Below are 22485 nucleotides of genomic sequence, written 5' to 3' on the forward strand. Positions count from 1 at the left end.
GTGTAGGAATCCCCACTGACAGCGGGGTCGCACACCTGTCGCAGCCCTTCCCGGCCATCACACCCGGCCATCACACCCGGCAATGGCCCCCGGCCCCCCGGCTCCAGGCCGTGGGCCGGGGGCCGGCAGGGCGGGTCCTGGGTCCTTCCTGACGTGAGTTCAGGCCGCGGCCATCGCGCACTGACCGCGGTCGGCCTTCATCGGGCCGGCGGTGGTCGGGCGGACGTCGAAGTCGAACATGGCGGTGGGCACGTACAGCGAGCAGCAGGCGTTGGGGATGTCGACGATGCCGCTGATGCGTCCCTCTATGGGGGAGGAGCCGAGCAGCAGGTAGGCCTGCTCTCCGCTGTAGCCGAACTTCTTGAAGTACTCGACGGCGTTGAGGCAGGCCCGGCGGTAGGCCAGCGTCGCGTCCAGGTAGTAGTTCGTGTCCGTGTCGTGGTCGACGGAGACCCCGATGAAGGTGAGGAACTCCGTGTACCTCGGCTCGACGTTGCCCGGAATGAAGACGGGGTTGGTGGTGATGCCGTACGTCTCCATGCCGCCCTTGATCAGTTCGACGTGGAAGTCGATGAAACCGCCCATCTCGATGGCGCCGCAGAAGGTGATCTCTCCGTCGCCCTGGCTGAAGTGGAGATCGCCGCCCGAGAGCTTGGCGTCCTTCACGTACACGGGGTAGAAGACCCGTGAGCCGCGGGTGAAGTTCTTGATGTCGTGGTTGCCTCCGTTCTCACGGGCCGGCACCGTGCGTGCACCTTCCGCGGCGATGCGGGTGGCGAGGTCTCCGGTGGCCGTGCCGGGGAGCGCGTTGGTGCTGTCCGGCGGTACGGCGAGCGGCGGGACCCGGTTCGGGTCGGTGTCGATCAGCGCCTTCTCGCGGGTGTTCCAGCGGGCGAGCATCTCGGCGGACGGGGCGGTTCCGAACAGCCCGGGGTGGGTTATCCCGGTGAACCGTATTCCGGGGAGGTGGCGGGAGACCGCCTGCTGCCCGTGGAAGTCCCATATCGCCTTGTAGGCGTCCGGGAAATAGTCGGTCAGGAAGCCACCGCCGTTCGCCTTGGCGAAGATGCCGGTGTAGCCCCAGCCCTGGCCCGCCGCGTCCCCGGACTGCTGCGGCACGGGGCCGAGGTCGAGTATGTCGACGACGAGCAGGTCACCGGGTTCGGCGCCCTCCACGCCTATCGGGCCGCTGAGCATGTGAGGGATGGTCAGGTCGATGTCGCGTACGTCGTTGGCGGAGTCGTTGTTGCCTACTTGGCAGTCGGTCCAGTCGCGGCACTCCATGCGGAATTCCGCGCCGGGCTTCACCATGGCGACCGTCGGGATGTCCGGGTGCCACCTGTTGTGCCCGGGGACGTCCTGGTCACGCATTGACTTGCTGTGGTCCACATTGAAGAGAATTTCGGGCATGACAGTTCCTCGTTTCTGATCCGGTCACGTTTGTGCGCCCACACTTCCGGCCTCCGGGGCCGCCGGGGCAGGCTTCCGCGAATTCCGGGTGAGCGGCCACAGGGCGGCGAACACCACCACGCCGAAGGCCGCGAGTGCGATGGCGGTTTCGGTGGGGTGTTTCCAGTAACCGGAGAGCAGCAGCGCCGCGGGAATCGCACCGGTAACCCAGCCCTCGATCGCCGTGACATAGCCCGTATAGGTGGTAAGGCTGTCCCACTTGAGCCCGAGCAGCAGGAAGAACAGGAACCACAGGAATGCCCAGTACAGCCAGATGACGCCGAAGGGATAGTCCTTCAGGACATGGAAGTTGACGAACGAGTATCCCAGGGCCGCGACTGCCACGAACAACGAGTAGTAGCCGACGCCGGTGGTGTCGAGGTCGGCCAGGAGTCCGATACCTACGTAGAGGTAGGTGAAGCCGAACAGGTAAATGCCGGACACCGCCAGGATCTTGATGGGATCACCGGCGGCGGCAATGATGAGGTAGGTCGGGGTCAGCACCTGAAGTGCACCTACGAAAAGGTTGAACACCGCTGCCGCTTTGCCGTCGACCTTTCCCAGCAACAGCATTCCGTTGATGAACAGCACCGCACCGACAAAGAGCAGTCCCACGTTGCCCACGGGGACGCACCTCCTCAGTCCGCGTGGGGGACGGAATCGTCGAATCCCGCCTGTGATGTTCTGCCTGGTCGACCACCGCCCTCAGGGGCGCGGCAGCTGCGAGAGCGCGGGATGCGGGCGCCTCGGCACCCTCTTGCCCGCCGGGACTTCGGAGACCACTGCCGGGGCCTCACGGGCCTGCTCCTCCCGTGCATGGAGGGCGGCGACCCCGTCCGGGGTCAGCGTGAGGCCGGGCGAGGAATACACGCGTCTCGCGGCGGCTGCGCAGACAGGGCAGCCATGATTCTGGGGCGCCGTCCCGATCGCCAACTTCACGTCGAAGGGCCCACAGCGGCTGCACAGATATTCATAGGTGGCCATCAGCAGCCTCCGGATGCCGGCCAGCCCGAGTGAGTGTGGTGCGCCCCGATACGCGTGCGCCACAGTTCACTTCGTCACTTCCAGGAGACTTCTCGTCCCTTCAGGTGTCAAGTCGCGGACGGCCGGGCCCGCCCTCGGTCAGAGCGCCCCGAGCGCGAGCCCCGCCGCCGCTGCCGCCAGCCCTGCCGCGAGGCTCGCCCCGGCGTACCACAGGGACTTCCTGACCTGCCCTTTCTCGCACAGGTGGACCAAGTCGTAACTGAATGTGGAGAACGTCGTATAGGCACCGCAGAAACCGGCGCCGAGGATGGTCACGACGTGCGACGGCAGTCCGTGCCGTGCGCCGAGGCCCACCACCAGCCCCAGCACGAACGCGCCGGTGATGTTGACCAGCCAGATGCCGCGCGGGAACGACCCCGGGCTGCGGTACTGCACGTACTGGTCGAGGACATAGCGCGCGACCGCCCCGACCGCGGCCGCCGCGGCGACGGCGAGCAGGGTGATCACCGTACCCACCAGCCGTATCGCCGGCCGCGGCGGCGCCGGGTGGCGCTCCGGGCCCGCCGCGCCCGCGCCAGCCGCCCGACCGCCAGGCCCAGCACGGTGGCGCCCAGGCCGGCGGCGAGACTGCCGACGACATTGACCGCCGCGACCGCGGGGTGGCCATGGCCCAGAAGGCGGTCGGTGTCGACCATCCAGGTCGAGAAGGTGGTGAACGCCCCGAGGAATCCGACACCGGCGAACGCCCGCACGTACAGGGTCGGCGGCCAGATCTCCAGCACGTACACCACCAGCAGCGCCAGCAGGAACGAGCCGGACACATTGATGGCGAACGTCGTCAGCGGGAACGTCCCCGCGTGTGCGGGAAAGGCCAGGCCCAGCACATAGCGCGCCGTCCCGCCCAGCAGGCCGCCCAGCGCGACCACCGCCAGGACACGCCGCCCCACACGGGCGCGGAACGGCTCGCGGGCCCGTACGGGCCCACCGTCCGGCTCGGGCACCCCACTACCTGCCGCAGCCCTCATCGAAATAGCCGCATCACTCCATCACCGGCCCAGCTCCTCCATTATCGCCGGGGATTGCCGCGCCGAGGCCCGCGCGACTAAAATTTGATCACCGGAACCGACGGTTCCACGACCGGCCGGTTTGCCGGAGCAATGGCCCCCCACCGTTGGAGGACGGCCATGGCAAAGATCCTTGCGGTGCTCTATCCGGACCCCGTGGGCGGATATCCCCCCGATTACGCCCGCGACGGGATTCCCACCATCACCGGCTATCCGGGCGGTCAGACCGCGCCGACCCCGGAAGCCATCGATTTCACCCCTGGCCAGCTGCTCGGCTGCGTCTCGGGAGAACTGGGGCTGCGCCGCTTCCTGGAGGAGCGGGGCCACACCCTCGTCGTCACGTCCGACAAGGAAGGAGCGGGCTCCACGCTGGACCGTGAGCTGCCCGACTCCGACGTGGTGATCTCGCAGCCCTTCTGGCCCGCCTATCTGACCCCCGAGCGCATCGCCGGGGCTCCCCGCCTCAAACTCGCGATCACCGCCGGGATCGGGTCGGACCATGTCGACCTGCCGAGCGCCATCTCGCACGGCATGACGGTGGCGGAGGTGACGTTCAGCAACAGCATCAGCGTGTCCGAGCACGCCGTCATGCAGATCCTCACGCTGGTCCGCAACTACCTGCCCTCCCATGAGTGGGTGACCGCCAAGGAAGGCTGGAACATCGCGGACAGTGCGGCGCGCGCCTACGACCTCGAAGGCATGGATGTCGGCGTGCTCGGCTCCGGCCGTATTGGCCAGGCGGTGCTGCGCCGCCTCAAGCCGTTCGACGTCACCCTGCACTACTGCGACGTGCACCGGCTGCCCCCGGAGGTCGAGGAAGAGCTGGGGCTGACCTATCACCCCGACGCCCGTTCGCTGGCCTCCGCGATCGACGTGCTGTCGATCCACACCCCGCTGCACCCGCAGACGCAGAACCTCTTCGACGACGAGCTGATCGGCGCCATGAAGCGCGGTTCGTACATTGTCAACACCGCACGCGCCCTGATCGTCAGCCGGGACGCCGTGGTGCGGGCCCTCAACAGCGGCCGGCTGGCCGGTTACGCCGGTGACGTCTGGTATCCGCAGCCGCCACCGCCCGACCACCCGTGGCGCACCATGCCGTACGAGGCGATGACCCCGCACGTATCCGGTACGACGCTGTCGGCGCAGGCCCGCTACTCGGCCGGCACCCGGGAGATCCTGGAGCACTGGCTCGACGGGCGGCCCATCCGCCCGGAGTACCTGATCGTCGACGGGGGCGGTCTCGCCGGGGCGGGAGCGCGCTCGTACACGGTCGCCGGGTGACAGACGCTGGCCACGGCGGACGGCAAAAACACCGGGAGAGGGAAGATTTTTACGGGCCCTTGAAAGATCCAGCAATCTTGGAGAAATTCCCGAAGATCCACCACCCTGCTGTGAGCGGACTCACGCCGAAATTCCTGGACGGGCGCGAGGCGAGACCTTTAGCGTCCATAAAAGAATGATTTTTCCATATGCGAAGGCACCGGCGCCGCGCATACTGTTTCGCAAGAAAACCAAGGTGAAATCCGGGAAGGTGGATCAGTGAGCAGCATGGACGCCGTGTGGGTGCGAGGCGTGAACGGCATTCAGATGCATCACGTGACCGACCTGCAGGATGCCGGCAGATTTCTGGGCAACGCGGCCATGGCGCTGCGCTCCGCCCATGTGCGGACCGGTTCCGACCGGTACTCCGGTATCGCCGCCGAGCTCAGGAGCTTGGTGGAGCGGGTACGGGAGCTGGAGGACGAGGCCCGGTCGAGCATGCACGACCTGCACGCCAACGACCCCGAGCGCTTCCTCCGCTGCCGCGACGGCCACGAGCCCTGGCCCGGCGAGATCCCCGCCGGCTTCATCCCGCGCCACACCTGCCGGGACGAGTGCCTCTACCACGACCGTGAGGTGCTGGAGGCCATCATGCAGTGCACCTGCGGCCGCCCGCCGTGCCAGGCGTGCGAGATCGGCGGAAAGCTCTGACGGCCCGAGCCTGAACGCGTACGGAGGGAGCCCCCACATCGGGGGCTCCCTCCGTTCGGTTCGGCTGCCGGACTGCTTCTTCTGCTGCGTCGCGGCTGATGGTGCGTCAAATACGAACTCGGCCACACATATTGCGCAAGCCGAACCGTAAGGGCGGCCGCTGCTACCGGAGTTCGGACCGCCGGACTGCGAGCGTGGTGATCGTCCCCCTCTACGGACGCGGGGCGCAGAGAGCCCCCCGTACTCGGTCCGCTCGCGACCCTGGACCATCCCCGCTTTCCTGGTACATGATCACCTGACGGCTCATCCTGCCCCAGCCGCAGCGGCCGAGGAGAAGAACCGGGAGCGGAGGACCATGTCGAACGCCGAACACCTGGCCAAGGACCGGACGCCCGACAGCGTCCGCCCCCCGTCGCGGCTGCGGCAACTGGCCGCCGCCTCCATCGGCAACGCCGTCGAGTGGTACGACTGGTACGCGTACTCCTTCCTCGCGGTCTACTTCGCCGAGCAGGTCTTCCCGACGGGCGCCGGCAACTCCCTGGTCCCGCTGCTCTCGACCTTCGCGGTCTTCGCGGTCGGCTTCTTCATGCGGCCGGTCGGCGGACTGCTGATGGGCGCGATCGCCGACCGCCACGGCCGGCGCAGCGCACTGACCCTCACCATCCTGCTGATGGGCGGCGGCAGTCTGCTGGTCGCGCTCACCCCCACCTATACGGCCACCGGAATCCTCGCCCCGCTCGTGCTGGTCCTCGCCCGCCTGGTCCAAGGCCTGTCGGTAGGAGGGGAGTTCGCCGCCTCCACGACCTTCCTCGTCGAATCGGCGGGGCCCGGCCGGCGCGGGCTGTTCTCCAGCTTCCAGTACGTGTCCACCACCGCCGGCCAGCTGCTGGCGTCCGCGACCGCGGCGCTGCTCGCCGCGCTGCTCACCGAGCAGCAGATGGGGGAGTGGGGCTGGCGGGTGGCCTTCCTGATCGGCGCGCTGCTGAGCCTGCTGGGCCTGTGGATCCGGCGCGGCGCCCAGGAGACCCTTCCCCAAGCTCTCAACGCCGTTCGAGCAGGGGAGACCCCAATCGAAAAGCAGGCGGCCGATCGCCCCGGCCTCTTCGAGGCGCTGCGCCGCCACCCCCGCCAGTCGCTGCTGATCTGCGGTATCACCGCCGGCGGCACCATCGCCTACTACACCTGGACCACCTACCTGCCCACCTACGCGCAGGTCAACGCGGGCTTCGACAAGGGTGAGGCGCTCACCGTCGGAACCCTCTCGCTCATCTTCTTCGCCCTGCTCCAGCCGCTCGGCGGACTGCTCTCGGACCGCATCGGCCGCAAACCGCTGCTGCTCGGCTTCTCCCTGGGCTTCGCCGTCCTGGCCGTGCCGCTGCTGCACCTGGTCACCGACTCGTTCGTCTCGCTCCTGCTGGTGCAGTGCGCGGGCATGGTGCTGCTCACCGGATACACCTCGGTCGCCGCGGCCGTGAACGCCGAGGTGTTCCCCGCCCGGGTGCGCGCCGCCGGCATCGGTTTCCCCTACTCGCTCACCGTCGCCCTCTTCGGCGGCACCGCCCCGTACGTCGGCACCTGGTTCAAGCAGGCCGGTCACGCCGGACTCTTCCCCTGGTACGTGGCCGCGCTGTGCCTGGTGTCGTTCCTCGTCTATCTGACGCTGCCGGAGACGGCACGGCAGGAGCTGGAGAAGTAGCCGGCGGACACGAAGGCGCCGCCCGTCCCGGGACAGGGACGGGCGGCGCCTTGGGGGGTGAGGTCTGTCAGACCAGCCAACCCACGAAGTGCAGGATGTTGGCCAGCAGGTGCGTGAGGATGTCCATGGGGATTCTTCTCCTTGAAGTTGCGGGACTCAACTCTCCGGACCAGCAAGGGATATCGACCGGAGGCGCGGTAACGGTCTGCAGCACGTCGCTCGCGCCTCGTCATCATGGCTCGTCGCTCCGAGTCAATTGAAGGCCTTCCCTCTTCGATCATGCTTACCGGCGAACACTCGCTCCCACGTTCGCTTGTTCGCATCGTGTGGAGTCTTCGCGATGCCCCATATGACGCCCCTGGCGCCCTTTAAGAGGGCATGGCGGGGCTTGTGCGGGCATGGCGGTCGCGCGTTGCGTGACCTTTCTCATTGCCGATCTCATTGCTGAAATGAGCCGGGCGCTATTCACCCGGAATTGACGTGCAATCAGAAGTCCCGGGCGCCCGGGCAATGATGGACATATACCCGGAAGTGGGCTCACTGAACTCGCCGGTAGCGAAACGGTGCGTCAGGAACTCGGTAATCCCGCCGGAATCTCTCGGGGCCGGTGTCCGAGTTTCACAAGACGATCACGTGTTAGCGTCCGTCGCCGCGAACCGAATACGCGAAAGGAAACTCCGTGGGCCACCTGCACCACTTCAGCGCGGGCTGGATTTCTCCGGTCCTCGCCTATGCCATGGCATGCGTGGGATCCGCCCTCGGGCTGCGCTGCACGGTAAGGGCGCGGGCGGCCGACGGCCGTTCCCGCCGCAATTGGCTGCTGACCGCCTCCGTCGCCATCGGCTCCGGTATCTGGACCATGCACTTCATCGCCATGCTCGGATTCGGGGTCACCGGCAGCCCGGTCCACTACGACGTCCCGCTGACCGTCCTCAGCCTGCTGATCGCCATGGTGGTCGTCGGCGCCGGTGTCTTCACCGTCGGCTACGGTCCCCCCGGGCTGCGCTCGCTGCTGCTCGGCGGCCTGGGCACCGGTGTCGGCGTGGCCGCCATGCACTACCTGGGCATGGTGGCGATGCGGCTGCACGGGCACGTCGCCTTCGACCCGGGGCTGGTCGCGCTCTCGGTCCTCATCGCCGCCGGCGCCGCCACCGCCGCCCTGTGGGCCGCGCTCACCGTGCGGGGCACCATGGGCGCGGTCCTCGCCTCCCTCGTCATGGGGCTCGCGGTCAGCAGCATGCACTACACCGGAATGGCTGCCGTACGCATCGAATTGACGCCCAGCCGGGCGCCGTTGACTGGTGTCACCGCAATGGAATTCGTCTTTCCGCTGGCCGTCGCCCTCGGTTCATTTCTCTTCCTCACAGCGGCCTTTGTCGCATTGTCCCCGACCGCCCGCGAGCGTGCCGCAGCCGCCTCCGTCGATTCGCTGCCCGAGCACTGAACTCCGCACCTCGTCAGACCTGTTGAGGAATTCATGCACATACGACAGACCCCGGATGGATCCGGGCCCGCAGGGGAGGCGCAGCCGCCCGGGAACAACCGCCCCCGGCATGCGCTGCCCGCGGTCGCCATGTCCTGGAAATTCGCTACGGATTACCGCGTTCGCCTGATGCCCCGCTCGGTGCGCGCGAAGATCGTCGCGCTGCTCATGGTTCCTGTGGTGTCCCTGATCGCCCTCTGGGCGTTCGCCACCGTCACCACCGCGCGGAATGTCTCCGATCTCCAGCGCCTCAAGGACGTCAACGCCACCCTCGTCGCCCCGGTCGGGGACTTCGTCTCCGCCGTACAGGAAGAGCGCAGCGCCGCGGCCCGCGCCCTCGCGTCCCCCGATTCCGGACGTCAGCAGACGCTGCGGGAACGGCAGCGGGCCACCGACTCCGCCGCGGTCGCCCTCCGGGACGGCATCGACAGCGGCAGCGCGGACGCGGAGACGACCGACGCCCAGCTGCCCGGCCGTATCGACCGGCTGCTGCACGACGCCGACGGGCTGGCCGCGCTGCGCGGCCACGTCGACGGCCACAAGCCCGACCGGGACCGGCTGGTCGCCGACTACACCGGCCTCATCGAGGACGGTTTCGCCACCGTCGGCGCGCTGACCGGCCTGGAGACGACGGCGGTCTCCTCGGAGGCGCGGGTCGTCCTGGAACTCTCCCGGGCCCGCGAGGCGCTCGCTCATGAGGACGCGCTCCTCGGCGCCGCCCAGCTCTCCGGCCGGATGTCACCGGGGCAGTTCGACGCGTTCACCGGCGCGGTGCACACCCAGCGCGCACTGTTCACCGCCGCGATCGACGATCTGCGGCCCCGGGACGCCGCGGCCTACCACCGGATCCTGGACGGCGCGGCCTACCGCGAACTGCGCGCCGCCGAGAACGCCGTACGGGATGCCGGCTCGGGCATCCGGGCCGCCACCGCCGTCCCCGCCGTGCGCTGGACCGATGTCAGCGACACCGTTCTGCACGACCTGCGCACCGCGCAGCGGGCCGCGAGCACCGGGGCGGCCCGGGACGCCGACCCGCTGTCCGCCGGCACCCTCGGCGGACCCGGTATCGCCGTCGTCCTGGGTCTGGCCGGTGTCCTGCTCTCGCTCCTCATCTCGGTCAAGATCGGCCGTCGGCTGGTCGTCGAGCTGGAGCAGCTGCGCAACTCCGCGCTGCGGGTCGCCCGCCGGGATCTGCCCGCCTCCATGCGGCTGCTGCACGCGGGCAAGAAGGTGGACATCGACGCCGTCGCGCCGCTCGGCGACCGCGGCACCGGCCGCGACGAGGTGGGGCAGGTCGGCGAGGCCCTGGTGGCGGTGCACCGGGCCGCGCTCCAGGCGGCGGCCGGCCGCGCCGAGGCGCTCAGCGGGATCTCCGGTGTCTATGTGAGCCTCGCGCGGCGCAGCCAGCTGCTGCTGCACCGCCAGCTCGCCCTGCTGGACACCATGGAACGCCGCACCGAGGACCCGGCGGAACTGGAGGACCTCTTCCGGCTCGACCACCTCACCACCCGGATGCGGCGGCACGCCGAGAGCCTGATCATCCTCTCCGGCGCCGCACCCGGTCGGGGCTGGCGCCATCCCGTACCGCTGCTCGACGTGGTGCGCGCGGCCGTCGCCGAGGTGGAGGACTTCCCGCGGGTCGAGGTGCACTCCGTCGTCGACGCCCGGCTGGCCGGCGGCGCGGTCGCCGACCTCACCCATCTGCTGGCCGAACTCGTCGAGAACGCAGTGATGTTCTCGCCCCCGCAGACCAAGGTGCAGGTACGCGCCGAACGGGTCGGCTCCGGTATCGCCGTGGAGATCCACGACCGCGGCCTCGGGATGGGCAAGGAGGCGCTGGACGAGGCCAACCGCCGTATCCAGGACGCCGAAGAGATCGACCTGTTGGACACCGAACAGCTCGGCCTCTTCGTCGTCAACCGGCTCGCCCACCGCCGGCACGTCAAGGTGGCGCTCCAGCCCTCGGTGTACGGCGGCATCACTGCCGTGGTGCTGGTGCCCGATGCCCTGTTCGCCGCGGGAGCGGACGAGGAGCCGGCGGACGTGCGCAGCACCGAGCAGTCCGAGGCGGGTGCCTCGCTCTTCCACCGGCGCCGGTCGGCCGCACACCGGACGCCGGTGGCCGCGGCGCCCCGCCGCAACGAGCTCCCGCCCGCCGCGGCCGACACCGCGACCGAGCAGCCCGCGGCCGAGCAAAGCTCGCCCGCCACCGCCGCCCAGCCCTCCGAAGCGGCGGCGGACCCGGAGGCAGCTCTGCCGCGCCGGGTGCGTCAGGCCCACCTCGCGCCGGAGCTGCGGACGAGTCCCGACCAGCGGCCCGAGTGGGTGCCGCGCACCGAGGGCATGCCCGCACCGCGGCGATCCCCGGAACAGGCCCGCGCCACCATGGCGTCGCTCCGCGCCGGCTGGGCACGCGGCCGCGGCGACACCCCTGCGCCGCAGGCGCCGCGCCGCGAGCCACCCGAGCAGCCGCACCCGCAGGTCCCGCGGCAACCGAACGGGGCGAACGACAATCCGTCACGAGGAGAAGACACCCGATGACCGGCGACCAGCAGCTTTCCGGCGAACTCAACTGGCTCCTCGACGACTTGGTCTCCCGTGTGCTGGAGATCCGCTCCGCCGTGGTGCTCTCCGGCGACGGACTGGCCGTCGGCACCTCCAGCGGACTGACCCGTGACGACAGCGAACGCTTCGCGGCGATCGCCTCCGGCTTCCACAGCCTCGCCAAGGGAGCGGGCCGGCACTTCGCGGCCGGCCAGGTCATCCAGACCATGGTCGAGCTGGAGGGCGGCTTCCTCTTCGTGGTGGCGGCCGGCGACGGCTCGTGCCTGTCGGTGTTCGGCGACGCCGAGGCCGATATCGGCCTGGTCGCTTACGAGATGGCCCGGCTCGTCAAGCGGGTCGGCGCCCACCTCGGTACCCCCGTGCGCGCCGGAACGGAGTGACCGGCCGCCCATGACCGACTCCACCCCGCACTGGTACGACGACGAAGCGGGGCCGATGGTCCGGCTCTATGCGATGACCGCCGGGCGGGCCCGGCCGAGCAGCTCGGCCTTCGAGCTGATGGCCGTCGTGCAGGCCGAGCCCCGGCCGGACGAGGACCCCACGCTGTCGCCCGAGCAGCACGCGATTTACCGGCTGTGCGACGAACGCCCCCGCCCGGTCGCCGAGGTCGCCTCCGACTCCGGGCTGCCCCTGGGGGTGGTCCGGGTGCTGCTGAGCGACCTCCTGGCGGAGGGACTGATCCGCGTCAACCGTCCCGTGCCGCCTGCCCAGTTGCCCGACGCGCACATACTCAGGGAAGTGATCGATGGACTCCGCGCGCTCTGACTCCTTCATGGCCCTCAAGATCCTGGTGGCCGGAGGGTTCGGCGTGGGCAAGACGACCCTCGTCGGCTCCGTCAGCGAGATCCGCCCGCTCAACACGGAGGAGCGGCTGACCGAGGCCGGGCGTCCCGTCGACCGGCTCGACGGGGTCCAGCAGAAGACCACGACCACCGTGGCCATGGACTTCGGACGGATCACCATCCACGACGACCTGGCGCTGTATCTGTTCGGCACGCCGGGGCAGAACCGGTTCTGGTTCCTGTGGGACGAGCTGGCGCAGGGCGCGCTCGGCGCGGTGGTGCTCGCCGACACCCGGCGGCTGGCCGACAGCTTCGCGGCCATCGACTACTTCGAGCACCGCAGCATCCCGTTCGTCGTCGCCGTCAACTGCTTCGACGGCATCCGCGCCCACCGGGCCCAGGAGGTGGCACGAGCCCTGGACCTCGATCCGGCGACCCCCGTGCTGCTGTGCGACGCCCGGGAACGCGCGTCCTGCAAGGAGGTACTGATCGGTCTGGTCGAGCACGCGGCCTCCGCCTACGAAGCCAGGATGCCCGCCAACTCGGCGCCCTCATCCGCTGGTTGAGGTTCCTCCGTCAGCAGTCTGTCGATGCCCACGGCCGCGGCCCGGCCCGCGCGGCTGGCGCCGATGGTGCTCGCCGACGGCCCGTAACCGACGAGATGGACCCGCGCGTCACGGAGCGTGCGGGTGCCATCCATCCGGATGCCGCCGCCCGGCTCGCGCAGCCGCAGCGGGGCGAGATGGTCGAGGGCGGGGCGGAACCCCGTCGCGTAGAGGATCGCGTCGGCCTCGACCGTGCGCCCGTCGTCCCAGACCGCACCGGTGGGCGTGAGGCGCTCGAAGAGCGGCAGCCGCTCCAGTACGCCGCTCTCCCGGCCCCGCCGGGTCGCCTCGGTCATCGGCAGTCCGGTCACGCTCACCACGCTCCGCGGCGGCAGCCCCTGCCGGACCCGGTCCGCCACCAGGGCGACCGCGGCCCGGCCCTGCTCCTCACCGAACGGCCCCGCGCGGAACACCGGCGGCCGACGGGTCACCCAGGTCGTGGCGGCCGCGACCGGCGCGATCTCCAGCAGCTGCTGCACGGCCGAGGTCCCGCCGCCGACCACCACGACGTGCGCCGCACGGAAGTCCTCCGGGCCCCGGTACTGCGCACTGTGCAGCTGACGGCCGCCGAAGACTTCCTGCCCGGGGAACCGCGGCCAGAACGGCCGGTCCCAGGTCCCGGTCGCGTTGATCAGCGCCCGCGCCGCATAGTTCCCCTCCGACGTCTCGACCAGCAGCCGCCCGCGCCCCGGCGCTCCGGCGGACTCCGTCGAGGAAGGCCCCGTCGACGAAGGCCCCGTCGAGGAAGAGCCCGTCCAGGAACGGCCCGCACCGCCCTCGCGCACCGACAGCACGCTCACCGGCCGGTGCACCCGCAGCCCGAAGGCCCGCTCGTAGCTGTCGAAGTACCCGCCGATCACCTCCGACGACGGCCGCAGCGGATCCGCGCCGGTCAGCTCCATGCCCGGCAGCGCATGCATCCCGTGCACCTTGTCGTACGTCAGCGTCGGCCACCGGAACTGCCAGGCACCGCCCGGACGTGGCGAGTGATCGAGCACCACGAAGTCCCGGTCGGGCCGGTACCCGATCCGCCGCAGATGAAAGGCGGCGGCCAGCCCGGCCTGCCCGGCACCGACCACCACGACCTCGACCGCACGCACCCCGGTGTTGTTCATGCTTCTACTAACCGGGGGAGGGGGCCAGGTCTTCCCGGCGGGGTGAGTGGGGCTTTCCTGCCCGCCTACGGGCTCGTCCCTCCCGTTGTCCGGCCGGCCGTGCCCACTGGACCGTCCCCGGGGAAGCACCGCGAGTGGGTCGTGAGCGCCGTACGCCACGACGGCCGGGCCGCTGAGGCAGCACTGCTCCTCGGCGGCCCGGCCACCCTGCGGCCACGCCCAGCGGTCAGCGCCCGCCGGCGATCAGCAGCGGTGCTCCACCCGGCGCCGACGCCGGCCGGCCGTTGGCCGCCGGTACACCGGCCAGCGGAGCGGGCCCCGCCTCCAGCAGCCCCCGGGCGGCCAGCTCCGGCCGCACGCCCTCCCCGAACCAGTACGCCTCCTCCAGATGCGGATAGCCGGAGAGTACGAAGTGCTCGATGCCCAGGGAGTGGTACTCCTCGATCCGGTCGGCGACCTCCGCATGGCTGCCGACCAGCGCGGTCCCCGCTCCACCACGCACCAGACCGACCCCCGCCCACAGATTGGGCGCGATCTCCAGCTTGTCGCGTGAGCCGCCGTGCAGCGCCAGCATCCGCTGCTGTCCCACCGACTCGCTCTTGCCCAGCGCCTGCTGTGCGGCCGCCACCGTCTCCGGATCGAGGTCGTCCAGCAGCCGATCGGCGGTCGCCCAGGCCTCCTTCGACGAGTCCCGCGAGATGCTGTGGAGACGGATGCCGAACCGGACCGTACGCCCTTCCTTCTCCGCCAGCCCGCGTATCCAGTCGATCTTCTGCTTGACCTCCTCGGGCGGCTCGCCCCAGGTCAGGTACACATCCACATTCCGGGCGGCGACCGGCCCCGCGGCCGCCGACGATCCGCCGAAGAAGATCTGCGGCAACGGGTCGGGCGGCAGCGCCGTCAGCCCGCCCGCCACCTGGTAGTGCTCGCCGTGGAAGTCGAACGGCCGCCCACCCCAGACACCCCGCACAACCTTCAGAAACTCATCGGTACGGGCATACCGCCGGTCATGCCCGAGATGATCACCGAACCGCTGCTGCTCGGTCGAGTCGCCGCCGGTCACCACATTCAGCAGCAGCCGCCCACGCGAGATCCGCTGATAGGTCGCGGCCATCTGCGCCGCCAGCACCGGCGAGATCACCCCGGGCCGGAACGCCACCAGAAACTTCAGCCGCTCGGTGACCTGGGTCAGCGCCACCGTCGTCAGCCAGGCGTCCTCGCACCACGTACCGGTCGGCGTGAGCACCGCCTCGAACCCCAACTGCTCGGCCGCCTTGGCGATTTGGGCCAGATACTCGATATCCGGGGCCCGTACCCCGCTCACCGGGGTGATGCGGTCACGCCGGATCCCGCCGTCGGTATAGGCATGCCGGTCGACGAGGGTCCGGCCGTCGCCGCCGGTCGGCAGAAACCAGTGCAGGTGTACGGACATCTCAGTGGTCCTTTCCATAGGTACGCGGCGCCGTGCCCGAAGGCGGCAGGTCGCCGTTGAAACGGGGGTCGACGAACGCGCCGAAGTCGAAGGACCGGGGGATCAGCTTCAACGCCGCGAACGCGTCGACGATCCGCTGCTCGGAGGCGACGGCCGCCTTGTCCACGGCCACCGCGACCGCCGTCCCCCGGGTGCGTTTGACGGCGTCCAGCGCGACCTTGTCCGGCAGCCCGGTCTCCTTCGCCCAGGCCTCGGCCCAGGCGTCGGGGTGCTTGAACACCCAGTCCTGCGCCCGCCGCAGCCGCTCGGTGTAGTCCCTGAGCGCCGCCGACTTCTTCTTGTCATCCAGCGCGGCCGGCGCGGCAACCTGGAAGCTGAGCCCGTTGACGACACCCTGCCCGGTGGTCAGCACCCGGGCATCCGCCTGATCCAGGGCCTGCGAGGTGTACGGGTCCCACACCGCCCAGGCAGCCACCTTCCCCCGGGTGAACGCGGCGAGGGCGTCGGCTGGCTGAAGGTAGTTGAGCGTGACATCCTTCGGCGTCAGCCCGGCCTTCTTCAGCGAGGCGATGAGCTGGTAGTGCGCCGAACTGCCCTGGGCCACGGCGATCGACTTGCCCTTGAGCTGCGTCGGCCGCTTGAGCGGCGAGCCCTTCTTCACCAGGATCGTCTCGCCGTCCGACCTGCTGTGGGACCCGGCGATCACCTTGATCTTCGACTTCGCCGCGGCCGCGAACACCGGCGGGGTGTTGCCGACCGCACCGACATCCACCGCTCCGGCATTGATCGCCTCCAGCAGCGGCGGCCCCGAGGTGAACGTCGACCACTTGATCCTGTACGGAAGGTCATCCAGCTCACCGGCGGCCCGCAACAACGCCTCCGAACCACCTTTCTGATCACCGACGTTGAGCGTCAGCGACCCTTTGCCGTCGGTCCCGCTCCCGGTCCCGCCGCCCCCCTCGGCCCGCGGCGCACCACCGCAGGCGGCCAGCAACAGGGCGAACGGAAGCAGCAGGGCGGCTGGGGCGAGGTGGCGTGCTCTCATGGGGTGTCCGTTTCCGTTTCGGGGTGGGGGTGGTGAGGGGGCGGGGGCTCAGGGGGAGGGAGTGCAGCGTCGCTTCTGGTCAGGGGGTGGAGGGGGCGGCGCGTGAGGGTGCGGTCGGGTCGGTCAGTGTGTGGCGGGCAGGTCCCGGCACGGTCAGGCAGCAGCAGTGGCGGAGTCATCGCCCGTAACCCCCGCGTGGTCCGCTGGGTCCGCCGGTCCCGCCGCGTGCGTGCCCGTGCCGCCCTCCACGCCGAGCCGGTCGAGCAGACGGGCACGCAGCGCACCGAACCGCGGATCGGAGATCTCCCGCGGCCGCGGCAGATCCACCGTGGTCTCGTAGGCGATCCGGCCGCCCTCCATCACCAGCGCCCGGTCGGCGAGCAGCAGCGCCTCCTCCACGTCATGGGTGACCAGCAGCACCGCGCAGCCCCGCTCCCGCCACAGCTCGGCCACCAGGCGCTGAGCCTTGATCCGGGTCAGCGCGTCGAGAGCGCCGAACGGCTCGTCGAGCAGCAGCAGATCAGGCTCCCGTACCAGAGCGCGGGCGAGCGAAGCCCGCTGCGCCTCCCCACCGGAGAGCGTCTTGGGCCAGGCCTCCGCACGGTGACCGAGCCCGACCTCCGCCAACGCCCGTTCCGCAGCCGCCCGTTCGGGGCGACCCGGCAGCCCCAGCAGCACATTGCGCCAGACCCGTTTCCAGGGCATCAGCCGCGGCGCCTGGAACGCCACGGCCTTACGGCGCGGCACCAGCACCTCACCCTCGATCTCCCGGTCGAGCCCGGCCAGCACCCGCAGCAGGGTCGACTTACCGCAGCCGCTACGCCCGAGCAGCGCCACGAACTCACCCTGCTGCACGGTCAGTTGGAGGTCATCAACAACAGCGCGGTCACCGAAGGCCCGCACCAGCCCCGCCACTTGGACGGCGGCGGCCTCGGAAGCCCCGGCGCGCGGGCCCTCCCCCTGCGCGGTGTCGGTCACTGACCCGTGAACGTCGGTCGCCATTGCAGCAGCAGCCTTTCGAGGGTACGGACGAGGAAGTCGGCGATGAGCCCGAGGATCGCGTAGACCACCAGGCACACCACGATCACGTCGGTGCGGAAAAATTCCCTGGCCTGATTCATCAGGAAGCCGAGACCGTCATCGGCATTGACCTGTTCCCCGAAGACCAGCGCGAGCCAGGCGGTGGCCAGCGAGTAGCGCAGCCCGGTCATGGCGCCCGGCAGCGCACCCGGCAGCACCACATGCCGGATCAGCCCCCACCGGCCCAGCCCGAGCGCGGTCCCGGCCTCCACCAACTGGGCGTCCACACCACGGATACCGGCATAGACATTCAGATACAGATGGAAGGCCACACCCAGCGAGATCAACGCGATCTTGGGCGCCTCACCGATGCCCAGCCAGATGATGAACAGCGGGATCACACCCACCCACGGGATGGAGCGCAACATCTGCACCGTGGCATCGACGAGATCCTCCCCGAGCCGCGAAAGCCCCGAGACGAGCGCCGGCACTACACCGATCACACCACCCAACAGCAGCCCAAACGCGACTCGTTGAAGGGACACCAGCATCGCCGACGGCAGCGTCCCGTCCGAGACCAGATCCCCGGCCGTCGCAGCGATGGCACCGGGCGACGCCAGAACGTCCCCCTCCAGCACCCCACTCGCACTCAACACCTGCCACAACCCCAACAACACAACGGGCCCCACCGCCCGCCGCACCCACCGCGGCCCCGACCACCCCCGCCCAGAAACGGGAACAACCCGTTCGAGCACGGGCCCGCCGCCACGGGAACCGGCCTCCGCCCCCGCCTCCAAACCCTTGGCGAGCAACGGCCGGCGCGCCTGAACGGACTGAACGGGCGAATCGGGCGGGGCATGGCCGTACACGGCCTGATCAACACTCATGAATGCTCCACGGGAAGGCGAACGGAAAACGAGGGAGGGGAGAAGAGGCGCGCCCGGCGACAATCAACAGACGGCGCACATGTGGAATGCCGCAAGGCCCGCCCCTAAGGGCGCCAAGCCCCACAACGGCCCGGCAGGAAGCGTGACTTGCCGCAATGCCGCAGGCCCCACATACGAATCCGCGGGGTCGCGAAGGAACCGCCAACCCTCAAGAGATCGACATCAGCCCACTGGCCAGGGCCACAGCCACAACCTCAACGCCAGCAATGCCTCAGCGACACCACTGCATCACTGCCAGCGGATGCCTGCCTCAGCGGCAGAAACGGCCGCCTCCGCGGCGACACACGGCCGAGGCCACCCGCAGCAGGTCAATGTGACCGCGCGTGGTGAGCATCGCTGATGTAGACATGCCGCTGAACGTAGCGGCGCGCTCCGAGAGGGGTCAAACACCATCTCGGCTGATGGACCTTTGTTGCCGGAGCGTGGAGACGGCATTGCGGACGACACCCGCGGGGGTGCGGACGAGGGCGGGCCATCCATACGAAAATGACCGCATGAGCACCGCATTCACCACCCGCACCCTTGACGTCACCACCGGCTCCACGGAATCCGTCGCCGACCTCACCGCCGACTGCGCCGCCTTCCTCCGCGAGGCAGCCGACGGCCGCGACGGCCTGCTGAACATCTTCGTGCCCCACGCCACCGCCGGCATCGCCATCCTGGAAACCGGCGCAGGCAGCGACGAAGACCTCCTGGCCGCCCTGCACGACCTCCTACCCGCCGACAACCGCTGGCGCCACCGCCACGGCACCCCCGGCCACGGCCGCGACCACGTCCTCCCCGCCCTCATCCCACCCCACGCAACCCTCCCCGTAGTAGCGGGCCACCTGGCCCTGGGCACCTGGCAGTCCGTCTGCCTGGTCGACACCAACGTCGACAACCCGAACCGCCAGGTGCGGCTGAGCTTCCTGGGCTGAGCATCCTGGGGGCCGTGAATTCTCCGTACCGTGCGTGCCCGAAACGGAGAGCCCTTGCGACGTACGGACCTGGACGTGATCGAACGCCCCTATGACGGATGCGGAAAGTGCCTCCTCGGCGTGCGGCGGCTGTCCCGTATGAAGCTGCCCACCTCGTCCCCGGAGCGTCAACGCGAGGACGTCCTGACGGCGGCAGCATCTGTCGGCGCCCACATCATCGGCTGGGCTGACGACTGGGAGAGCAGTTGGCCGCCCGAGAAGCCTGAGCCCGCAACGTTGTCCATCTGTCACACGGCACGGGGCAGCACGGCGGCTGGGGCTTCGGGATGGCGGTGCGCACCTACCGTGGTGACTTCGCGCCGCTCGGCCAGTTCGGGTGGGACGGCGGAGCCGGCACCACGACATACGCCGACCCCGCCAACCGGCTCGTCGGCATCCTGCTCACCCAGACCGGGATGTCCACCCCGGATTCGGCGCGGGCCATCCACGACTTCTGGGCCACGCTCTACCAGGCCATCGACGACTGACCTGCCTACCTGGTCGAGGTCGTCCGGCACAAGACCTCGACCGGCCCCCCTCACTGTTGCGAGGTGGCCTGGCGCTCAGGGACGCCGCGCGCCTCGAACAACTCCCTTGTGCTGAGCGGGAGTTTCCAGGCATTGCGGCGGTGTGTGGCAGGTCCGGGGCCTGTAAGGAGAAGCAGGAAGCCGTGCGGGGCGCAGCGATGAAAAACGGGCCGCAGGTGAGGTTGCTCAGTTGACGGGCGCTTGCCGGTCCCGTGCAGCGGAGGCGATGGTCAGCGCGGTCCCCACGAGGATGGGCACCACCATCGCGGTGAACAGCCAACCGGACACTTGCGGTTCCGGTGCGGAACGCCACAGCACTCCGCAACTGATCATGAGTGAGATGCCGATGCAAGCATTGAGCACCAGCAACGCCCGGGCGATCCGCAAGGCGGAGGCGCGGGTGCGCGGCCGGTTGAGCGAGGACCTCACCAGTGCAGGTGCGAACGATGTGGCGCCGTCCGGTAGCTCGGAATGTGGGGTCACTCGCAGCGTCAGCTCCGCGGAGGCCGTCAGCAGCCCTGTCACCCCGATGAAGACGAACACCAGCACAAACGCGCTGCCGATTGACCGTTCCGTCCACGCATCCACCCCGCCGATGCCGATGTGCTGCGGTATCCGATGGGGTAGGTGCGGGTAGCGGACGAGGCCCCACAGAGACACTGCAGCGAGCAATATGGCGTTGGGGAGTAACCACAGTCGCATGGAAGCCGAGAAGACCATGCGACCGATTGTCGGATGAAGAGGTGGATACCGGTAGCGCTTTTCTGGTGGTGCCGTGGATCCGCTGTAGGTCCGCGGTCGCCCCTTCGGCGTGGGCCGCCGCAGGACCAGGCCCCACACCAAAGGCCGCATCGCGCGCCCTGCCCAGGTGGTCCACAGGCCACGCTCTTCTTCTCACCCGCACCCCGCTCCTGAGCTTGTTCCGCTTTGACGGACACCATCGGTGTGGTGGTCAGGCTGCGAGTGCGGTCTCGTATTCGGCGGGACTGCGGTAGCCGAGGCTGCTGTGTAGTCGGTGCAAGTTGTACCAGCCCTCGATGAAGTCGAAGATCGCAGTGCGGGCGGTGGCCCGGCTGGGCCAGGAACCCGTGTCGAGCAACTCCCGCTTGATGGTGGCGAAGAACGACTCGGCGAGCGCGTTGTCCCAGCACTGCCCGGTGCGGCCGACGGACAGGCGGACGCCGAACTCCGTTGCCAGGGTGGCGAATTGCTGACTCGTGTACTGACATCCACGATCCGAGTGGAAGATCACTGGCCGGGTGGGACGACGCTGGCGGCAGGCGGATGTGAGAGCGTCCGCGACCAGTTCGGTCCGCAGGTGGTCGGCGGTGGACCAGCCGACGACGCGGCGGGAGGCGATGTCGATGACGGTGGCCAGATAGAGCCAGCCCTCCTCGGTGGCAACGTAGGTGATGTCACCGCACCAGCGTGTGTCGACGCCGTCCGGGTCGGGGGCGAAGTCCCGGACGACGAGGTCGGGCCGGGACGTGGCCCGCGGGTCGGGGATCGTCGTCAGCTGCCGTCGTCTGCGGTGCCGGCCCTGCAGCCCGGCGTTGCGCATCAGTCTGGCGATGCGGCGTCGGCCGCAGTCCTCGCCCTGTCGTTGCAGGGCGGCGTGGACTCGCGGGGCTCCGTAGGTCCCGCGGGACCGCTCGTGAACTTCGGCGATCTTCTCGGTCAGCTCGGCATCGCGGACCGCCCGCGGACCGGTCCTGCCACTGCGGCGGGCGTAGAAGGCGGCTCGGGAGACCTGCAGCAGTTCACACGCGCGCTTGACGTTGTGACCGTCTCGCTTCTCCGCCTCGATGAACGGGTGCACCGTCACCGGGTCTCCTTCGCGAAGAAAGCCGTCGCCCGCTTGAGGACCTCCACGTCCTCCCGCAACCGGCGGTTCTCCCGCCGCAGCGCGGCCAACTCCTCACGTTCGCTGCTGGTCAGCCCATCGCGCTCGCCCGCGTCGACCTCGGCCTGGCTGACCCACAGCCGCACCGCGGTCTCGGTCAGGTCGAAGTCCTTGGCGACCTGACCGACCGAGCGGTCACCACGCCGGCACAGCTCGACGATCTCGGCCTTGAACTCCGACGTGAACGAACGGCGAGGCCGAGGCTTCTTCTTCCCCATGCTCTCCATGATGGACATCCTCCCGGGGCAGAACCCCTGATCTCAGATGTCCGTCAAAGCGCATCAAGCCCACTCCCTCCGACAACACGGCTATGCCGAGGTATGGCTTGAAGCGGCTGTTCCATCACCCCGATGCCCCGCCCTCACCACGTGGAGGCGGGGGATCCGGTGCCGACTCAGGGCAGGTAGGTCTGCTGCCACTCGATCGAGGTCATGTGCAGCGCAGCCTCCGCGAGCGCCTGGGCCGAGGCTGTCTTGAGCTTCGAGAGGCTGCTGTCGATCCACGGCTGCACGTTGGAACAGCCCTGCTCGCGATACTCGACAGCCTGAATCAGGCATTCGAGCTTGTCGGCGTCGTGCGCGCAGATCACTTCGAGAGAGTCACCGTTCTCGTACTCCTCGACGATGCGCTGAGCCCCGGCCTTCACCGCCGGGTGCGCGGCTGATACCTGGTCTGCAGGGTCCTTGACACCGGCGATCCACCAGCCGGACCGCTTGGCCCGCTTCAGCATCCCCATCTCCAGCAGGAAGCCCGCTGTGCCCTTCGCCCGCTCCTGCGCAGTGTTCGCCACGAGATGCGTCCTCCGGTGTGCTACGTCTGGTTCTCGCGCAGAACGTAATGCACAGAGCTGAGGTCCCGCCTTGATCGAGGTGAAATTCGGCGGTCGCCAAGTAGCTCCTCAATTCGTGCGTTGAGCTGTTTCGTCTGGTCAGGAGCGG

General features: G+C 69.5%; 24 protein-coding genes and 1 pseudogene. 10 read left to right on the top strand and 15 right to left on the bottom strand.

The genetic code is table 11. The features are described from left to right. Positions 1-159: 159 nt before the first annotated feature. From fmdA to QT196_RS34565, 5 genes are all read right to left on the bottom strand, one after another. The gene (fmdA, locus tag QT196_RS34550) at positions 160-1410 is read right to left on the bottom strand and encodes a formamidase (protein ID WP_168482597.1); all 1251 of its coding nucleotides are present in this window, start codon (positions 1408-1410) and stop codon (positions 160-162) included. 24 nt (positions 1411-1434) lie between these two features. Continuing rightward, positions 1435-2073: an AmiS/UreI family transporter gene (locus QT196_RS34555; RefSeq protein WP_290356339.1), complete on the bottom strand. Its 639-nt coding sequence runs from the start codon at positions 2071-2073 to the stop codon at positions 1435-1437. Positions 2074-2154: 81 nt separating this feature from the next. After that, complete coding sequence (locus QT196_RS39455) at positions 2155-2433, bottom strand: FmdB family zinc ribbon protein (protein ID WP_168482599.1); 279 nt, start codon at positions 2431-2433, stop codon at positions 2155-2157. Positions 2434-2571: 138 nt separating this feature from the next. Beyond that, on the bottom strand, positions 2572-2940 hold the full coding sequence (gene crcB / locus QT196_RS34560; RefSeq protein ID WP_168482600.1) for a fluoride efflux transporter CrcB: 369 nt from the start codon (positions 2938-2940) through the stop codon (positions 2572-2574). After that, positions 2937-3434: a CrcB family protein gene (locus QT196_RS34565; RefSeq protein ID WP_290356340.1), complete on the bottom strand. Its 498-nt coding sequence runs from the start codon at positions 3432-3434 to the stop codon at positions 2937-2939. Before QT196_RS34565 ends, crcB begins: the two co-directional genes overlap by 4 nt. Before the next feature lie 183 nt (positions 3435-3617). On the opposite strand from QT196_RS34565, the gene QT196_RS34570 reads away from it, so the two are divergent. From QT196_RS34570 to QT196_RS34605, 8 genes are all read left to right on the top strand, one after another. Further along, positions 3618-4781: an NAD-dependent formate dehydrogenase gene (locus QT196_RS34570; RefSeq protein ID WP_168482601.1), complete on the top strand. Its 1164-nt coding sequence runs from the start codon at positions 3618-3620 to the stop codon at positions 4779-4781. 267 nt (positions 4782-5048) lie between these two features. After that, complete coding sequence (locus QT196_RS34575; RefSeq protein WP_168484189.1) at positions 5049-5471, top strand: hypothetical protein; 423 nt, start codon at positions 5049-5051, stop codon at positions 5469-5471. A 355-nt stretch (positions 5472-5826) separates the two neighbouring features. Then, positions 5827-7167 carry an MFS transporter gene (locus QT196_RS34580; RefSeq protein ID WP_290356341.1) on the top strand — a complete coding sequence of 447 codons (1341 nt, stop codon included), beginning with the start codon at positions 5827-5829 and terminating at the stop codon, positions 7165-7167. Between the two features lie 679 nt (positions 7168-7846). Beyond that, the gene (locus QT196_RS34585; RefSeq protein WP_168482603.1) at positions 7847-8611 is read left to right on the top strand and encodes an MHYT domain-containing protein; all 765 of its coding nucleotides are present in this window, start codon (positions 7847-7849) and stop codon (positions 8609-8611) included. A gap of 33 nt (positions 8612-8644) precedes the next feature. Next, positions 8645-11191, top strand: coding sequence for a nitrate- and nitrite sensing domain-containing protein (locus QT196_RS34590; RefSeq protein WP_290356342.1), 2547 nt, complete (start codon positions 8645-8647; stop codon positions 11189-11191). Continuing rightward, positions 11188-11595 (top strand): roadblock/LC7 domain-containing protein, encoded by a 408-nt coding sequence (locus tag QT196_RS34595; protein ID WP_168484190.1) that lies wholly within the window; start codon positions 11188-11190, stop codon positions 11593-11595. Before QT196_RS34590 ends, QT196_RS34595 begins: the two co-directional genes overlap by 4 nt. 10 nt (positions 11596-11605) lie before the next feature. Next, positions 11606-11980 (top strand): DUF742 domain-containing protein, encoded by a 375-nt coding sequence (locus tag QT196_RS34600; protein ID WP_168482604.1) that lies wholly within the window; start codon positions 11606-11608, stop codon positions 11978-11980. Next, entirely contained in the window at positions 11961-12563 is a 603-nt protein-coding gene (locus tag QT196_RS34605) for an ATP/GTP-binding protein (protein WP_168482605.1), read from the top strand. The genes QT196_RS34600 and QT196_RS34605 overlap by 20 nt, the downstream gene beginning before the upstream one ends. Here QT196_RS34605 and QT196_RS34610 read toward each other — a convergent pair. From QT196_RS34610 to QT196_RS39460, 6 genes are all read right to left on the bottom strand, one after another. Continuing rightward, positions 12515-13717, bottom strand: coding sequence for an NAD(P)-binding domain-containing protein (locus tag QT196_RS34610; protein ID WP_290356343.1), 1203 nt, complete (start codon positions 13715-13717; stop codon positions 12515-12517). The two genes, QT196_RS34605 and QT196_RS34610, sit on opposite strands and share 49 nt — an antisense overlap. 226 nt (positions 13718-13943) lie before the next feature. Beyond that, the gene (locus QT196_RS34615) at positions 13944-15149 is read right to left on the bottom strand and encodes an LLM class flavin-dependent oxidoreductase (protein WP_168482607.1); all 1206 of its coding nucleotides are present in this window, start codon (positions 15147-15149) and stop codon (positions 13944-13946) included. 1 nt (position 15150) lies between these two features. After that, positions 15151-16194, bottom strand: a complete 1044-nt coding sequence (locus QT196_RS34620) for an ABC transporter substrate-binding protein (protein ID WP_290356344.1) — start codon at positions 16192-16194, stop codon at positions 15151-15153. A 153-nt stretch (positions 16195-16347) separates the two neighbouring features. Then, on the bottom strand, positions 16348-17196 hold the full coding sequence (locus tag QT196_RS34625) for an ABC transporter ATP-binding protein (RefSeq protein WP_290356345.1): 849 nt from the start codon (positions 17194-17196) through the stop codon (positions 16348-16350). Beyond that, complete coding sequence (locus QT196_RS34630) at positions 17169-18101, bottom strand: ABC transporter permease (RefSeq protein WP_290356346.1); 933 nt, start codon at positions 18099-18101, stop codon at positions 17169-17171. Before QT196_RS34630 ends, QT196_RS34625 begins: the two co-directional genes overlap by 28 nt. A gap of 310 nt (positions 18102-18411) precedes the next feature. Further along, positions 18412-18510 (bottom strand): putative leader peptide, encoded by a 99-nt coding sequence (locus QT196_RS39460; RefSeq protein ID WP_353962382.1) that lies wholly within the window; start codon positions 18508-18510, stop codon positions 18412-18414. Positions 18511-18655: 145 nt separating this feature from the next. Here QT196_RS39460 and QT196_RS34635 point away from each other — a divergent pair, with 145 nt between their 5' ends. Beyond that, positions 18656-19078, top strand: coding sequence for a YjbQ family protein (locus QT196_RS34635; RefSeq protein WP_168482609.1), 423 nt, complete (start codon positions 18656-18658; stop codon positions 19076-19078). A gap of 239 nt (positions 19079-19317) precedes the next feature. Next, a pseudogene (locus tag QT196_RS34640) lies at positions 19318-19605 on the top strand (serine hydrolase); the annotation flags it as partial. A gap of 225 nt (positions 19606-19830) precedes the next feature. Here QT196_RS34640 and QT196_RS34645 read toward each other — a convergent pair. From QT196_RS34645 to QT196_RS34660, 4 genes are all read right to left on the bottom strand, one after another. Next, a complete protein-coding gene (locus QT196_RS34645) occupies positions 19831-20364 on the bottom strand; it encodes a DUF1648 domain-containing protein (protein ID WP_168482610.1) in 534 nt (177 codons plus the stop codon). A 232-nt stretch (positions 20365-20596) separates the two neighbouring features. Then, entirely contained in the window at positions 20597-21469 is an 873-nt protein-coding gene (locus tag QT196_RS34650; RefSeq protein WP_168478147.1) for an IS3 family transposase, read from the bottom strand. After that, the gene (locus tag QT196_RS34655; protein ID WP_168477819.1) at positions 21466-21774 is read right to left on the bottom strand and encodes a transposase; all 309 of its coding nucleotides are present in this window, start codon (positions 21772-21774) and stop codon (positions 21466-21468) included. The genes QT196_RS34650 and QT196_RS34655 overlap by 4 nt, the downstream gene beginning before the upstream one ends. A 167-nt stretch (positions 21775-21941) precedes the next feature. After that, positions 21942-22283 (bottom strand): HD domain-containing protein, encoded by a 342-nt coding sequence (locus QT196_RS34660; protein WP_266733022.1) that lies wholly within the window; start codon positions 22281-22283, stop codon positions 21942-21944. Positions 22284-22485: the final 202 nt, after the last annotated feature.

It is taken from the genome of Streptomyces sp. P9-2B-2, assembly GCF_030406865.1.
GTDB lineage: Bacteria > Actinomycetota > Actinomycetes > Streptomycetales > Streptomycetaceae > Streptomyces > Streptomyces platensis.